Origin of the sequence: Cystobacter fuscus DSM 2262 (assembly GCF_000335475.2) — a bacterium.
Taxonomy (GTDB): Bacteria; Myxococcota; Myxococcia; order Myxococcales; family Myxococcaceae; genus Cystobacter; species Cystobacter fuscus.
In genome coordinates this window covers 1-13803 of record NZ_ANAH02000034.1, presented here as the reverse complement: position 1 = coordinate 13803, position 13803 = coordinate 1, and the positions used below count along the sequence as shown (strand labels likewise).

General features: G+C 69.7%; 15 protein-coding genes. 9 read left to right on the top strand and 6 right to left on the bottom strand.

Features of this window, described 5'->3' with window-relative positions:
* The first annotated feature begins 20 nt into the window (after positions 1–20).
* On the top strand, positions 21–521 hold the full coding sequence (locus D187_RS36490; protein WP_043433316.1) for a hypothetical protein: 501 nt from the start codon (positions 21–23) through the stop codon (positions 519–521).
* Positions 522–550: 29 nt separating this feature from the next.
* Positions 551–949, top strand: coding sequence for an Rv1443c family protein (locus D187_RS36485; RefSeq protein WP_002628949.1), 399 nt, complete (start codon positions 551–553; stop codon positions 947–949).
* A gap of 105 nt (positions 950–1054) precedes the next feature.
* Here D187_RS36485 and D187_RS36480 read toward each other — a convergent pair whose 3' ends face one another.
* Positions 1055–1468, bottom strand: a complete 414-nt coding sequence (locus tag D187_RS36480) for a hypothetical protein (RefSeq protein ID WP_020918510.1) — start codon at positions 1466–1468, stop codon at positions 1055–1057.
* A gap of 276 nt (positions 1469–1744) precedes the next feature.
* Here D187_RS36480 and D187_RS36475 point away from each other — a divergent pair, with 276 nt between their 5' ends.
* Together D187_RS36475 and D187_RS36470 are read left to right on the top strand one after the other, a co-directional pair.
* Positions 1745–2341: an adenylate/guanylate cyclase domain-containing protein gene (locus D187_RS36475; protein ID WP_002628947.1), complete on the top strand. Its 597-nt coding sequence runs from the start codon at positions 1745–1747 to the stop codon at positions 2339–2341.
* Positions 2342–2381: 40 nt separating this feature from the next.
* Positions 2382–3023 (top strand): glutathione S-transferase family protein, encoded by a 642-nt coding sequence (locus tag D187_RS36470; protein WP_002628946.1) that lies wholly within the window; start codon positions 2382–2384, stop codon positions 3021–3023.
* Positions 3024–3038: 15 nt separating this feature from the next.
* Here the strand turns inward: D187_RS36470 and D187_RS36465 are convergent, their stop codons facing one another.
* The 3 genes from D187_RS36465 to D187_RS36455 all read right to left on the bottom strand — a co-directional run bounded on the left by D187_RS36465 (position 3039) and on the right by D187_RS36455 (position 6207).
* Positions 3039–3641, bottom strand: coding sequence for an HAD family hydrolase (locus D187_RS36465; protein WP_002628945.1), 603 nt, complete (start codon positions 3639–3641; stop codon positions 3039–3041).
* Positions 3642–3665: 24 nt separating this feature from the next.
* The gene (locus tag D187_RS36460) at positions 3666–5561 is read right to left on the bottom strand and encodes a methyl-accepting chemotaxis protein (RefSeq protein WP_043433332.1); all 1896 of its coding nucleotides are present in this window, start codon (positions 5559–5561) and stop codon (positions 3666–3668) included.
* Positions 5562–5772: 211 nt separating this feature from the next.
* A complete protein-coding gene (locus D187_RS36455; RefSeq protein WP_002628943.1) occupies positions 5773–6207 on the bottom strand; it encodes a host attachment protein in 435 nt (144 codons plus the stop codon).
* 205 nt (positions 6208–6412) lie between these two features.
* Between D187_RS36455 and D187_RS36450 the strand changes: the two genes are divergently transcribed.
* The 5 genes from D187_RS36450 (at position 6413) to D187_RS36430 (ending at position 12290) form a co-directional block, all read left to right on the top strand.
* On the top strand, positions 6413–7576 hold the full coding sequence (locus D187_RS36450; protein WP_002628942.1) for a M20/M25/M40 family metallo-hydrolase: 1164 nt from the start codon (positions 6413–6415) through the stop codon (positions 7574–7576).
* A 48-nt stretch (positions 7577–7624) separates the two neighbouring features.
* A complete protein-coding gene (locus D187_RS36445; protein WP_002628941.1) occupies positions 7625–8875 on the top strand; it encodes a PEGA domain-containing protein in 1251 nt (416 codons plus the stop codon).
* Positions 8876–8877: 2 nt separating this feature from the next.
* Entirely contained in the window at positions 8878–10011 is a 1134-nt protein-coding gene (locus D187_RS50895; protein WP_002628940.1) for a MopE-related protein, read from the top strand.
* Positions 10012–10189: 178 nt separating this feature from the next.
* Positions 10190–11677, top strand: coding sequence for a serine/threonine protein kinase (locus D187_RS36435; RefSeq protein WP_043433310.1), 1488 nt, complete (start codon positions 10190–10192; stop codon positions 11675–11677).
* Entirely contained in the window at positions 11649–12290 is a 642-nt protein-coding gene (locus tag D187_RS36430; protein WP_245591913.1) for a tetratricopeptide repeat protein, read from the top strand. Before D187_RS36435 ends, D187_RS36430 begins: the two co-directional genes overlap by 29 nt.
* A 24-nt stretch (positions 12291–12314) precedes the next feature.
* On the opposite strand, the gene D187_RS36425 is transcribed toward D187_RS36430, so the two are convergent.
* Complete coding sequence (locus D187_RS36425) at positions 12315–12857, bottom strand: FHA domain-containing protein (RefSeq protein WP_043433305.1); 543 nt, start codon at positions 12855–12857, stop codon at positions 12315–12317.
* Between the two features lie 110 nt (positions 12858–12967).
* Positions 12968–13803, bottom strand: an 836-nt coding sequence (locus D187_RS36420; protein WP_043433302.1) for a metallophosphoesterase, incomplete at its 5' end; no start/stop codon positions are given.

Below are 13803 nucleotides of genomic sequence, written 5' to 3'. Positions count from 1 at the left end.
TCGCACGATGCCTCTGGGGGTTGTTCCTCTCGCTCTCCGTTGCCGCCTGTGGCGATGGTGGTCCATCGACGGGCCAATGCACGGGGCGGATTGGCACCACCCCCGTGGATGGGCCTATCGATTCAGAGGCAAGCCAGATTCACCGCATCCGCAAGACGTCCTGCGCCACGGTGGATACCGCCATCTTCGAGCTCTCCTCCGGTGGGGGCGCGATGAAGATCCGTGGCGTGGGTCCATGGTCGAATGTCGGCGGGATGGTGGCCTACACCACGGCGACCTATCCGTTGCCGCCGACCTCGGAGTCGACCATTCTCCGGTCGTGGGAGCTGCTGAGCCCCACGTCCCGGCCCTCCTTCTCGTCGGGAACCATCACGCTCCACAGCGTGCCACCTCGTCAACAGGGCTCGTTTCAGATGCGCTTCGACGATGGGAGTGCGGTCGATTGCAGCTTCGACCTGCGACGCGGCGAAACGGAGGGGGAGGATATTGACTGCGGAGATGGCGGCGACTTCGACGATTGATGCTTCACGGATAGGGTTCACGAACACCTATGAATGAATCGGCCACGGTCCTCGAGAGGACGAGCACGATCAACGCGACCCTTCGGCTCGTGTGGGAGCGCATCGCGAGTCATGAAGGGATCAACGACGAGATGCGACCGTGGCTCACGATGAGCGCTCCGCGCGGAGTGGGCGCACTCCAGCTCGAGACCGTACCCGTGGGGGTGCCGCTTGGCCGCGCGTGGTTGAGGCTCTTCGGCGTGCTGCCCTTTGACTATGATGACTTGACCATCGCCGAGCTGGAGCTGGGCCATCGCTTTCACGAGAAGTCGACCATGGCGAGCATGCGGTACTGGGAACACGAGCGCTGCCTCGTCGCGCGGGGCGGCTCGACCGAGATCACGGATCGGATCACGTTCGTGCCGCGATGGGGACTGACGTGGGCATGACCTGTCCTCGCGCGCGTGGTGTCGGCGTTCTTCGCGCATCGGCATCGCCGACTGGCTCGGTATTTCGATCGCGCTCGCTGAACTCCGGCGACAGCCCTTCTCTCGTCAATCCGGGGGCAGCATCGGAGGATCCCGCGGCTCCGGAGGTGGCGTGGTCCAGGCCCAGTAGAGCAGGGTGCCGAGCACTCCCGCCCAGGGCACATAGGGCACTCCCGCGAGCACTCCCTCCATGCACAGGTGGATGCGGCACTCGGGCCGGCCGAGCGTGGAGCACGCGCCCAGCAGCAAGGGGGCATGGCTCGTGATGAATCCCATGCCGAGCCCGCGCACCACATCCCCTCGCACCCACCGACGTGTGAGCACCCGCCACAAGCTGGGCAGCAGCACGAGCGTGGCGAGCGCGGCCAACACTCCCCGTTCATGACGCGCCGCGGTGGCCATCAACAACACGCCCAGTGCGAGCCACATGGGCGTCCACGGCGGGGTCCGATCGTCCTGCGGGCTGTCGGGAGCGGACATGGTGGGTGGCTCAACACTCACGGATGGATGTGCGTGACGCGGGTTGTCACGTCCTCGACGGCTTCCCACTCCAGGTGAGGACCCCCGGTTGTTGCTCGCGCGGGGGATGGGCTAGCTTCATCGTACTCGAAAGGTGGGTTGCTGGCGGGACGGGCTCGCACCGTTCCGGCCTCAATGGGCAGGCTCCGGTGCTCGCTCCTCCGAGGAGCGCCGGTGGATGCAGGCGAGTGTTCATGAGGTAACATTCGCCAGGTCTGGGGGGGAGGGAGATCGCGGATGATGGTGGATGCGCAACAAGCGGAGCCCCCCAGGATCGCGGCCATCATGTTCACGGACATGGTGGAGCTGAGCACCGAGGCTCGTCGGGACGAGTCGCTCAACAACGAATTGCGCGAGGAGCATGGACGGCTCGTGCGCAGCCTGCTGTCTGGTCATGGCGGACGGGAGATCAAGCGGCTGGAGGATGGTTTTCTCGTCGAGTTCGACGAAGCGCTTCCGGCGGTGGCCTGCGCGCTGGAGTTGCAGTCGGCGCTGAACGCTCGCAACGAGTGCGTGCCGGACGAGCGCCGGGTGCAACTGCGCATCGGCATCCACCTGGGCTCGGTGGTGCACCAGGATGGAGACGTGTTCGGCGAGGGCGTCAACCTGGCCGCCCGCCTGGAGTCGCTCGCGCGGCCCGGGACCCTCTATGTCAGTGAGCCGGTGGCGCGGCAGGTGCGCGGCCTCCAGGTCGAGGCCGCCATGGTGCGCCTGGGCCGCAGCGACTTGAAGAAGATCCGCCTGCCGGTGCCCGTCTACCGGATTGATCCGCCCGTGCGCCGCCCGCGCTCGTGGGTGGCGCGTCTGCGCGGGCTGTTGCCCAGCCGAAGCTGAGCCCCCGCGCGGGCGAACGGGGGCGCTAAGGTGCGCCCCCATGAACGAACTCACCCTCGTCGTCGGCTCGAAGAACCACTCCTCCTGGTCGCTGCGGCCCTATCTCGCGCTCGCCCACACCGGGCAGCCCTTCCGCGAGGTGGTGATCCCCCTGGGCCAGCCGGACACGGCCAGCCACATCGCGAAGTACTCGCCCAGTGGACGGGTGCCGGCGCTCCAGCATGGTGAGCTGGTGCTCTGGGATTCGCTGGCCATCTGCGAGTACCTCGCGGAGCAGTTCCCGGAGGCGCGGCTGTGGCCCCAGGCGCGCGAGGCGCGGGCCGTGGCGCGTGCCGTCACCGCGGAGATGCACTCGGGGTTCGCCATGCTGCGCACCCACATGCCCATGGACTTGCACGCCCGCAAGCCGGGACAGGGGCGCGCCCCGGGAGTCGCCGAGGACATCGCGCGCATCACCTCGCTCTGGAAGGACTGCCGCTCGCGCTTCGGACAGGGCGGGCCGTTCCTCTTCGGGGACTTCAGCATCGCGGACGCCTTCTACGCGCCCGTCGTCACGCGCTTCGTCACCCATGGCGTGGAGCTGGACGCGGTGGGCGCCGCCTACCGGGACGCGGTGCTCGCCCTACCGGCGCTGAAGGCCTGGACGGAGGCCGCCCGTCACGAGTCGCCCCTGGCGCGCTAAGCGAAGTAGTGCCCGCTACAGCCCGAGCGCCCGCAGCTGCGCGTCGAAGGCGGCGGCGGTGGTGAAGACGTGGCCCTGGAGGCCCACGGCGTTCGCCGCCTCGACATACGCGGGCACGTCGTCGAAGAAGGCGGCCTCCTGGGGCGCGCAGCCCGCGTGCCGCAGGGCCTCCTGGTAGATGGCGGGCTCGGGCTTCACCAGGCCCACCTCGCAGCTGAGCACCAGGTGGTCGAACCGCTCGAGGAGGGGCAGCCGGGGCCGCAGCCACTCCACGTGCAGCACGTTGGTGTTGGACAGCAGCACCAGCTTCACCCGCCCCACCAGCCCTTCCACCCGGGGCAGCACCGCCTCGTGAATCGTGAAGTGGCAGTTCCACAGGGCGTTGAACTCGTCCATGGGCAGGTCCACCCCGAGCGCCCCGCACACGTCGCCGCGGATGCCCTCGGCGTCGAGCTGTCCCCGGTTGGCCGCCGTCCAGCCCGCGCCGGACAGGCGGCGCTCGGCGTCCTGGGCATTCAGGCCCGCGCGCTCTCCCAGACGTCGGAAGAGCAGGGCGTTGTCGTGGAAGGCGAGGACGTTGCCGAGATCCAGGATGACCGCGTGGAGGCGTGGGGACATGGCCCGCCTCGTACCACCGGGCGGCTACACGCGGTAGCTGCTCGCCACCTTCTCCATCTGCTGGGCCACCTCGCGCAGCTCGCCCGTGACGCTCTGGGTGGCCTGGAGTCCCAACATGGTCTCGTGCATCAGGCTGGACATGTCCGTGAGCGCGTTGAAGATCTCCTGGATGCCCGCGTTCTGCTGATTCACGGCGTGGGCGATCTGCCGCACGGCGCTCATGTTGTCCTGCACGATGCCGCTGAGGGCCTGGATGCTGTCGCCACTGCTGCGCACCTGGGCGAGGCCGCTGTCCATGCGCTTCTGGCCCTGCTCGCTCAGCTCCACCGTCTTGAGGATGGACTGGGTGATGTCCTCCAGGAGCGAGCCCACCTGCTCGGTGGAGTGGATGGACTGGTTGGCGAGCGTGCGGATCTCCTTGGCCACGATGCCAAAGCCCTTGCCGTGCTCGCCGGAGCGCACCGCCTCGATGGCGGCGTTGAGCGCGAGCATGTTGGAGCGGTCCGCGAGCCCCTTGACCGTCAGGGTGATGCCGCCGATGCGCTGGGCGCGCTCGTTGAGCTGGCCGATCTGCACCGACATCTCGTCGACCTGCGCGCGCAGGGTTTCGAAGCCGCTCATGCTCTCGGTGAGGGCTCGCACGCCACCCTTGCCCAGCTCCTCGGCGCGTGAGGCCACCTGGAGCACCGCCCCGGCCCGCTCCGCGGCCAGGAGCGACGTCTGCTTGATTTCCTGGGCCGTCACCTGCGTCTGCTGCAGCGCCGCCGCCTGGCGGGTGATGTTGCTCTCCTCCTGTTCGGCGGCGCGCGTCAGCGCGGCCACGGTGTCGGTGAGCACGCGCGTGCCGCGCTGGAGGCTGTCCGTCGTCGCGCGCAGCTTCTCCACCATCTGCAGGAAGGACTCGGCCAGCTCGCCCACCTCGTCGCGCGAGTGCACCTCGGGCTTCTGGGCGAGGTCTCCCGTGCGCACGATGTGGCGCACCACCTGGTGCAACTGCACGATGGGCCGGGTGATGGTGCGGCCGAGCACCAGGGCGCACATGCTCACGAGCGCGCCGACGACGAGCAGGTTGAGCAGGAAGGCCTGGCGCATCCGGGTGACCGGGGCATGGACCTCCGCGGGATCCGCCATCGCCACGAAGTGCCAGCCGTCCCCCACGTCCCGGAGCACATCGTCATCGATGGCCTCGGCGGTGACCGCATCCGGCACGTTCCAGGCCTCCTGGCCGCGCGAGTTGAACAGCACGGTGCCCGAGGCGGAGCGCACCTCCAGGGCGAAGCTGTTGTTCTTGCGAGCGCGGGCGCGCGCCAGCGCCGCCTTCACCACCTCGCCCACCTGTCCCCAGTCATACGCCGCGAGCAGCACGCCCAGCCGACGTCCGTTGCTCGGGTCCAGCACGGGCGCCGCCAGGTGCAGCACCGGCATGCCGAAGATGGGATCCTCCCGCGTGAGCGTCGAGCTGGTGAACTGGCCCTGCTGGGCGGCCCTGAACCAGACCGACTCGCGCACGGCCTCGTCCTGGCCCTGGAACGAATCGCGCAGCGCCGACGTGCTCGCGGACAGCGCGCGGCCCTCGTCGGTGAAGAGCACCAGTCCCGCGAAGGTGTTGTAGTGCGATTGCAGACGGACGAGCACCTCGTCGCTCTGCTCGGGCCTGCCCGAGAGCAGCGCCTCGCGCACCAGCGCGTCCTCGGCCCAGCTGCGCACGCTCGTCTCGCGCTCCACCAGGGACGCCTCGACCAGATCCTTCAGCCCCTCGGCCTCGATGCGCAGCATCTCGTTCACCTGCGCCTTGAGCACCCACTGGGTGGAGAGCACTCCTCCCAGGGACGTCACGCCGAGGGGAATGAGTGCCAGCAGGGTGACGTATAAGGTCAGCCGACCGCGCAGCTTGAGGGAGTTGAGCAGGGGAACTCGCATGAATCTCGGAACCTTCGTGCGGGGAAGGGGCCGGCGCTTCCGGCCTCCCAGGAACACCCCACCCTCCGTGTACCACGGAGTCCGCCCGGTCTTCCTCTCCCTGTCGCCTCCTCGGTTGCCCGGGAGGGGGGGCGAAGCCGCGACAGCTCCGAAAGTCCCCCGTCCCGCCCGGGCCCCTGCCCCAGCGGGCGCCGGCTGGTTGCCTCCCCTGCTAGGTGAGGGGGATGCGCTCGGGCAGATCCTTGACGGGCACGTGCGTGTAGTCCGCCCGCATGTCGAGCATCAGCCGCTGCTGGACCCGGGGGCTGATGGCCTTGCGCAGCATGCCCAGGAACCCTGGAGGCGAGGCGATCACCACCCGGTCGAACGCCCGGTCATTGATGCCGCGCTCGAGCCGCTCGGCGAGCTGCCTGGCGAAGCGCTCGTGCTCCAGTTGCTGGCGTGCATCGGGTTGGTTCTCGGGTTGGGGCTTGCTCAGGGCACCCGCGTTGGGGTTGTCGGGTTGCTGGAACAGTTCCGAGGAGCGTTGACGGCTTTCCTCGTGAAAGAACTCCTCACGCAGGTCCCACTTCTCGGCCCGCTCGTCCGTCGAGAAGAGCCTGGCCCGGCTTGCATTGGCCACCAGAATCCACAGCGCGTCCGCCATTGTGCTTCCTCCTGGGCTTGAGGTGCGAAGCATCCGGGTTCCCGGCAAGCACCCCCAGACCAGGGGGACGGCGCGCGCCGGGAGGCCCGCCGGGCAGACGGGCAGGGCGTGGTGCCCGAGCGTCGTTCAGGTGACCGGGACGTGGCGTGGTGCTGGCGTGGGAGCGCTCGGGGAGGGATGTTCCCGGGGCAGAGGAGGTGCGGTGATGCACGAGGGTGGTCAAGCAGCGGCGGACTGGCTGGTGGGCAGGCTGGGCGAGATGGAGGAGGCGCTCGCCGCCCTGGTCGAGGTGAACTCCTGGACGGAGAATCCGGAGGGCGGGCGCCGGGTGGGGGCCCTGTTGCGCGAGCAGTTGGCCATCCCCGGGCTGGCGGCGGAGGTGGTGCCCAGCCAGCGCTACGCGGATCATCTCGTCTTCCGCTCCGAGGGACGGCCGGCAGCCCGGCCGCTGGCGCTCGTGGGACACCTGGACACGGTCTTTCCCCCCGGCAAGTTCGAGGGCTACCGGCGCGAGGGCTCCTTGCGGCGCGGCCCGGGCGTGCTGGACATGAAGGGAGGGCTCGTCGTCATCGCCTGGGCGCTCAAGGCGCTCGCGGCGACGGGGGGCCTGGGGCGGCTGCCCCCGTTGCGCCTGGTGGTGGTGGCGGACGAGGAGGTGGGGTCGCCCGAGGGGATCGGCGTCATCCGCGAGGCCATCGCCGGGGCCGAGGCCTGTCTCGTCTTCGAGTCCGGCCGGGCCGGGGACGCCATCATCACCCGGCGCAAGGGCACGGGCATGGCGGTGGCGACGGCGCGCGGCAAGGCGGCCCACGCGGGCAACGCCCACCACGAGGGCGCCAATGCCCTCTGGGCCATCGCCCGCTTCGTGGATCGGGTGCAGCAGCTCACCGACTACCCGCGCGGCCTCACCGTCAACGTGGGCAAGGTCACGGGGGGACAGGGCAAGAACACCGTGCCGGACCAGGCGGTGGCGGAGGTGGACCTGCGCTTCTGCACCCGCGCGGACGGCGAGGAGCTGGTGCGGCGCTTCCACCATGCGGCCGAGGAAGCGGCGGCGGGGGTGCCTGGTACCCGCATCGAGGTGCAAGGGGGCGTGTCGCGCGAGCCCCTGGAGCGCACCGAGGCCTCGGCGGCGCTGATGGAGGCGTATGGGACGTGTGCCCATGCCTCGGGGCTGGGCCGGGGCGAGTCCCCCCTGGTGGGAGGCGGCTCGGACGCCAGCACCTCGTCCTCCATGGGCATTCCCTCCATCGATGGGCTCGGCCCCCGGGGCAAGGGTTTCCATACGGTGGAGGAATTCATCGAGGTGGAAACGTTGGTGCCCAAGGCACAGGCCCTGGCGCGCTACCTGGCCTCGCGCGGGGCGTGACGCGCGGAGTGCTCCGCAACGGGCTCTGTTCAGGGTAGAACGGGGCCCATGCGCACCGCTTTCGTCGTCGCCGCCGTCCTGCTCGCGCTGGCCTCCGGCCCGGCCAGGGCCCAGGGTGGTTTCGGGTTGGATCTCTCCTCGGACCCCAACGCCCCGCAGTCCAACGAGCAGACCGAGGAGTCCTCCGAGGAAGCGCCTCCGGATGGCTCCATGGGGCTGGATCTCAGCTCGGGCCCCGGGGCGGACCTCATGCCACGCTTCGGGCTCGTGGGCCTGGACACGCCCGAGCGCGCCGGCGCCGCGGCCTCCAAGAGGTGGGTGGGGTGGTTGCAGGGCGTGGCGTTCCGCACCGGCAAGGTGGTGCGCGCGGCGACTCCGGCCGAGGCCCGCCAGCAGCTCGGCAATGACTACGCGACCACGCTGCGCTGCGCGGAGGCCTCGTGCCTGAGCGGCGCGGCGGACACGCTGGACGCGGACCTGCTCACCACCGCGCGCCTGTCGCTGGAGGACGAGGGCTGGACGCTGCGGTTGTGGACGTTCGACCGCGACCGGGGCGTGGTGGAGACGGACGTGGTGACGGGCCGCAAGCCGACGGACAGCACCTTCATCCGCGAGGCGGGCGAGACGCTGGCCAAGCGGGTGACGACCCTGGCAAGGCCCCGCGCGATGCTCAAGGTGGCGAGCAACGTGTCGCGCGCGGTGGTGCGCGTGGGCTCGCGCGTGCTGGGCGTGGGCAACGTGGAGGCGAAGCTGCCGCCCGGGGACAACCAGATCGTCGTGGAGGCGGACGACTACAACACCTATACGAAGACGGTGACGCTCACCCCGGGCGAGACGAAGGAGCTCGCCGTGCGGCTGGAGTTCAGTGGCGCCGCGCCGGAGAGCCCCCTGTCGGAGCTGGACGAGCGCACGCCGGCGAAGAAGAAGAGGAAGTCGGGCTCCTCGAATCCCACCATCTTCAGCCGCCCCGCCCTCTACACCACGGTGCTGGGACTGGCGGCGGTGGGCGCGGGCGTGGCCATGGGCCTGCCCCTGCAGCAGAGGACGATGAAGATCGACCGCCAGGGCGTGGTGGACATCAACCGGCGTGACTATGAGGCCATGCGGCAGAACGCGCTGATCTCCACGGCCCTCATGGCGGGCGGAGGCGCGGTGGCGGCCGGCAGCCTGGCCTGGCTCATCATCGTGCCGCAGCGCTCCGCGCCGGCGTCTTCCTCGGTGGCCCCGGTGGCCGGTGGGACGGGCGGCTCGGGGCGCGGTGACATGGCCCTTCATCTCGTGTTTGGTGGGAGTTTCTGATCATGAAGTCGATTTCTTCTCTCGTGTGCGCGCTCGGGTTCGGCTTGTGGATGGCCGTGGCGGCCTCGGCGTGTTGGGTGGCGGAGCTTCCGGATGGCACCATCTTCAGCTGCGCCTCGGACGAGGATTGCTCCCTGGCCGGGGAGAAGTGCGTGCCCCGGGAGGGCCTGAGCGGCTATTGCTGCACGCCCTCCGCCAACGCCACCGAGGTGTGCAATGGCGTCGATGACGACTGCAATGGCAAGAAGGACGATCTGGCCGCGACCTGCTATGGCGGCCCCGAGGGCACTGCGGGCAAGGGGCGCTGCAAGGCCGGCACGCCCAAGTGCGGCGCCAACAACGAGCAGCTGTGCGAGGGCGAGGTCCAGCCCACCGAAGAGCTGTGCAACCGCGTCGACGACAATTGTGACGGAGTGACGGACGAGGGCTTCGATCTCCAGCAGGACGTGAAGAACTGCGGCGCGTGTGGCACCGCCTGCTCGGCGGGTCAGACGTGCGTCGCGGGCAGGTGCACGGGACGCGTGCAGCAGACGTGCACCGAGGGCTCGGACGACGACGGGGATGGGCTCGTGGGGTGCGCGGACACCGACTGCGACCAGAAGTCGTGTGGGACGGGCTGCACCTGCAAGTCGAACGTCGCCGCCGAGACCACCTGCAACGACAATGTCGACAACGACAAGGACACCAAGAACGACTGCGCGGACACGGACTGTGCCAATCTGTCGTGTGGGACGGGCTGCCTCTGCAAGTCGAACGCCGCCGCCGAGACCCTCTGCGGCGATAGCAACGACAACGACAGGGACACCAAGATCGACTGCGCGGACACGGATTGCGCCAATCAGTCGTGTGGGACGGGCTGCCTCTGCAAGTCGAACGCCGCCGCCGAGACCACCTGCAACGACAATGTCGACAACGACAAGGACACCAAGGTCGACTGCGCGGACACGGACTGTGCCAATCAGTCGTGTGGGACGGGCTGCCTCTGCAAGTCGAACGCCGCCGCCGAGACCACCTGCAACGATGGTCAGGACAACGACAAGGACAACAAGATCGACTGCGCGGACACCGCCGACTGCACCACCGGTACGGCTTGCGGGAACGGGAGAACCTGCAAGAGCAACGGCACGTGTAGTTGATCCACCCAGGTGATGTCGTATCCCAAGCCCTTCTTCTTCCGGGAAGAAGGGCTGTTCACACTCCGGGCCAACCGGGTGCCACACGAGGGCAGCGCTGGTGTGCAAAAGTCGCCCACCTGACGGCGCTGTTCACGTATGGGTTGCCGGGAACAGATTCCGTGGCGAGTTTGGTCCTCTCATGGGCGGCGACGACCTCATCCCAGGTACTGTACTCTCCACTGGCTCGCGCAACGCCGGACCCGGCGGTTCCTCGATTCAGGAGACGCAGTTGCAGGTAGGCGACATCCTGGGCAGCTATCAACTGGAGCGCCTCCTGGGCGAGGGCTCCATGGGGCAGGTCTTCCAGGCGCGGCATGTGCGGCTGGGACGCCAGGTGGCCCTCAAGGTCCTGCGCTCCACCTACGCCCATGACGGCAACTTCGTGCGGCGCTTCTTCCAGGAGGCGCACGCCGTCAATCAGATCAACCACGAGCACATCGTGGAGATCTTCGACTTCGTCGAGGACCCGGCGGCCGGTCACGTCTACTGCGTGATGGAGCTGCTGCGCGGCCAGAGCCTGTCGGAGCTGCTGCGCGAGGAGCGGCTGGGCCTCGCGCGCATCCGCCGCATCATGGTTCAGGTGTGCGCGGCGCTCAGCGCGGCGCATCAGCTCGGGGTGGTGCACCGCGACATCAAGCCGGACAACCTCTTCATCGCCCACAAGAGCGGACAGCCGGACTTCGTGAAGGTGCTCGACTTCGGCGTGGCCAAGCTGCTCACCGCCGAGGGCGTCAACGGGACGTTGGACGGCACCATCATCGGCACGCCCACGTACATGTCGCCCGAGCAGGCGGCGGGGCTGCCGGTGGACGCGCGCGCGGACATCTACGCCGTGGGCACCGTCCTCTATGAGCTGCTCGCCGGACAGCCGCCCTTCGTGGCGCCCAACTTCGGCCAGCTCATGGTGAAGATCCTCACCGAGTCGCCCCCGGAGCTGCCCACGCACACGCCCGCGGGCGACGCGATTCCGCCGGAGCTGGCGGCCATCACCCTGCGCTGCCTGTCCAAGGAGCCCGAGGGGCGGCCCGCGCAGCTCGCCGAGGTCATCACCGCGCTGGTGACGGACTCGGACCCGGCCACCCTGGCCGTCGTGCCTCCCGAGGACCGGCCCACCCGGCCCATGCCGATGCCCTTCGCGCTGCGGATGCCGCGGCGCGCGGGCTGGGCAGCCCTGGTGGGCGTGCTGGCCCTGGCGGGCGTGGGTCTCGTGCTGGTGCGAGGCGGCGAGCCCGCGGCTTCCACGCCGGGGGCCGTGGTGGCCGAGCCGCTGGTGGCCGAGGCCCCCAAGCCCCAGCCGGTGCCCGTCTCCCTCACCGTGAACTCCGTGCCCGCGGGCGCGCGGGTGGTCCGCGCCGACACGGGCGAGACGCTCGGGGTGACGCCGTGGGTGGCCCAGATGCCCTCCTCGGCCAGCTCCCTGGGCGTGCGCGTGGAGCTGGCGGGCTACGTGCCGAGCGAGCACCAGCTGCCGCTCGATGCGTCCTCCTCGCTCGAGGTGCCCCTGGTGCGCGCGGGGACGAAGCCCGCGCGCGCGATGCCCTCGCGCTCTTCCCTCCCGCGCTCGTCCCTCTCGCGCAAATCGTCCATGGGAAACCGTGATGCCGTCATTGATCCGTTCGCTCCTTGAGCGCTCCGGGTGGTGGGTGGCCGTGGTCGTGGGGCTGCTCGCCCTCGCGCCCCTGCCCGCGCGCGCCCAGAGTGGAGAGGCGCGTGCGCAGGCCCAGGCCCGCGCGAAGTTCCTCGAGGGCAATGCCGCCTACGAGCAGGCGCAGTTCCAGAAGGCCCTGGACGCCTATGTCGAGGCGTACCGGCTGCTGCCGCTGCCCGGCTTCCTCTTCAACATCGCCCAGTGCTACCGGCAGTTGGCGCGGCCCGAGCAGGCCGCCACCTTCTACCGCCGCTACCTGGCCCAATCGAAACAACCACCGGCCAATGCTCCGCTCGTGCGCGAGTTGATCGCCGAGATGGACGCGGCGGTGGGCAAGCCGCAGCAGAAGGACTCCTCCCTGCGCAAGCAGACGGCGGAGGTGGCCGAGCGGCGCGCGCGTCAGGACAGCGAGCGCTCGCGCACCGTGGCGTCCAAGTCCACGCCGGCCAACACCGAGGTCCAGGGCGAGAGCCTGACGAAGAAGTGGTGGGTGTGGGCGGGCGCGGGCGCCGTGGCGATCGCGGCCGGCGGCATCATCTACGCCGCCACCGCGCCCCAGCCGCGTCCCACCACCCTGGGCACCATCCGCTAGCCCCGCTCCTCGCGGGGCCGGGGCTCAGGCCGGGCTGTTCGGCGAGCCGCGCATCTGGGCCATCACCAGCGCGGCCGTGTGGCCCATGCGCTGGTGGAAGCTCTCGGCGTCGTGGAAGGTGAGCCGCACATCGCCGAGCTGCAGGTGCATGCCGCTCTCCAGGGGCCGCGGTTCTCCGGGCGGCAGCAACTGGCCGCCGAGCATCGCCGGTCCTCCCTGGCTCAACGCTTCCACCGTCCAGCCGCCGTCCGGCCGCGCGCGCAGCAGCAGGTGCTCGCGTGACACCGTCGCGTCGTTGATGACGAAGGCGTTGTGCGAGGCCCGGCCGATCATCAGCGCGTCGCGGCCCGGGGTGAGCTCGAAGCACATCGCGTCGCCCGGGGGCAGACAGTCCCGGAGATCCGAGGTCGGCAGTCGCGTCGCACCGTGGTTCTGCTCACTGCTCTCCGGCACGTTCCACACCCCCGCCTCCCAGACCAACCAACTGTGGGGATAGCGGGCGCGGAACTTCTCCTTGAGGGCCAGGTGCTGGCGCACGAGTAGGGACATCAACAGGGATCGTGCCATGGCTCCGAGACAATCATCTTCACGCGGGGATTCCCATCTCGACGTTTCCCGGGGACGCTGGGCTGTCCAGGACTGCTCGTTTACGTAGCGTGAAATCCGGGCGAGCGTTTTCACGCGAGCAGCGTCACCTTCACGATCTCAGGCGGCGCGGCCACCCGCACCGGAGGACCCCAGAAGCCCGTGCCCCGGCTCACGTAGAGCGAGTGCTCGCCCTCGCGGAACAAGCCGGCGTCGTGCTCCCAGATGGCGGACACCGCCAGGGTGAAGGGGAACATCTGCCCGCCGTGCGTGTGTCCGGACAACTGCAGCCCCATGCCCGCCTTCTGCGCCTGATCGCGCCAGCCCGCCGGCTGATGCGCCAGCAGCACCGACGCCCGGGTGGGATCCCTCCCCGCGAGGGCCGCCGACAAGTCGTAGCCGCGCTCCGGGTAACCCGAGCGCCCGGCCGCCCAGTCATCCACGCCCACCAGATCGAACGAGGCGCCCGCGTCGCCCACGCGCACGTGGCGGTTGCGCAGCACCGTGACGCCCATGCGCGTGAGGGCCTCGGTCCACTCCTCGTCGCCCGAGTAGTACTCGTGATTGCCCGTGCAGAAGTACGTGCCGAAGCGCGAGCGCAGCTCCCGGAGCGCCGCGGCCGCCTGGCCCAACTGCTCCACGCTGCCGTCCACCAGGTCGCCGGTGATGCACACCAGGTCGCCCTTCAAGGCGTTGGTGCGCGCCACCAGCTCGTCCATGAAGCGGCGCTGGATGAGCGGGCCCACGTGGATGTCACTGAGCTGCACGATCGTGATTCCATCCAGGGCCCTGGGCAGCCCCGGCAGCTTCACCGTCACCTCGTTCACCACCGGGGGGTGGAAGGCGCGCCACGTGCCATGGCTGGTGATGCCTCCCGTGGCCACCAGCGCCACGCCCGCCCCCGCGCGCGCGAGGAACTCCCGCCGCT

Bases quoted from the DNA above. Each gene is read 5' to 3' on its own strand.
- D187_RS36485 (WP_002628949.1), top strand. From the start codon at position 551: ATGAATGAATCGGCCACGGTCCTCGAGAGGACGAGCACGATCAACGCG.
- D187_RS36480 (WP_020918510.1), bottom strand. From the start codon at position 1,468: ATGTCCGCTCCCGACAGCCCGCAGGACGATCGGACCCCGCCGTGGACG.
- D187_RS36475 (WP_002628947.1), top strand. From the start codon at position 1,745: ATGATGGTGGATGCGCAACAAGCGGAGCCCCCCAGGATCGCGGCCATC.
- D187_RS36470 (WP_002628946.1), top strand. From the start codon at position 2,382: ATGAACGAACTCACCCTCGTCGTCGGCTCGAAGAACCACTCCTCCTGG.
- D187_RS36465 (WP_002628945.1), bottom strand. From the start codon at position 3,641: ATGTCCCCACGCCTCCACGCGGTCATCCTGGATCTCGGCAACGTCCTC.
- D187_RS36460 (WP_043433332.1), bottom strand. From the start codon at position 5,561: ATGCGAGTTCCCCTGCTCAACTCCCTCAAGCTGCGCGGTCGGCTGACC.
- D187_RS36455 (WP_002628943.1), bottom strand. From the start codon at position 6,207: ATGGCGGACGCGCTGTGGATTCTGGTGGCCAATGCAAGCCGGGCCAGG.
- D187_RS36450 (WP_002628942.1), top strand. From the start codon at position 6,413: ATGCACGAGGGTGGTCAAGCAGCGGCGGACTGGCTGGTGGGCAGGCTG.
- D187_RS36445 (WP_002628941.1), top strand. From the start codon at position 7,625: ATGCGCACCGCTTTCGTCGTCGCCGCCGTCCTGCTCGCGCTGGCCTCC.
- D187_RS50895 (WP_002628940.1), top strand. From the start codon at position 8,878: ATGAAGTCGATTTCTTCTCTCGTGTGCGCGCTCGGGTTCGGCTTGTGG.
- D187_RS36435 (WP_043433310.1), top strand. From the start codon at position 10,190: ATGGGCGGCGACGACCTCATCCCAGGTACTGTACTCTCCACTGGCTCG.
- D187_RS36430 (WP_245591913.1), top strand. From the start codon at position 11,649: ATGCCGTCATTGATCCGTTCGCTCCTTGAGCGCTCCGGGTGGTGGGTG.
- D187_RS36425 (WP_043433305.1), bottom strand. From the start codon at position 12,857: ATGGCACGATCCCTGTTGATGTCCCTACTCGTGCGCCAGCACCTGGCC.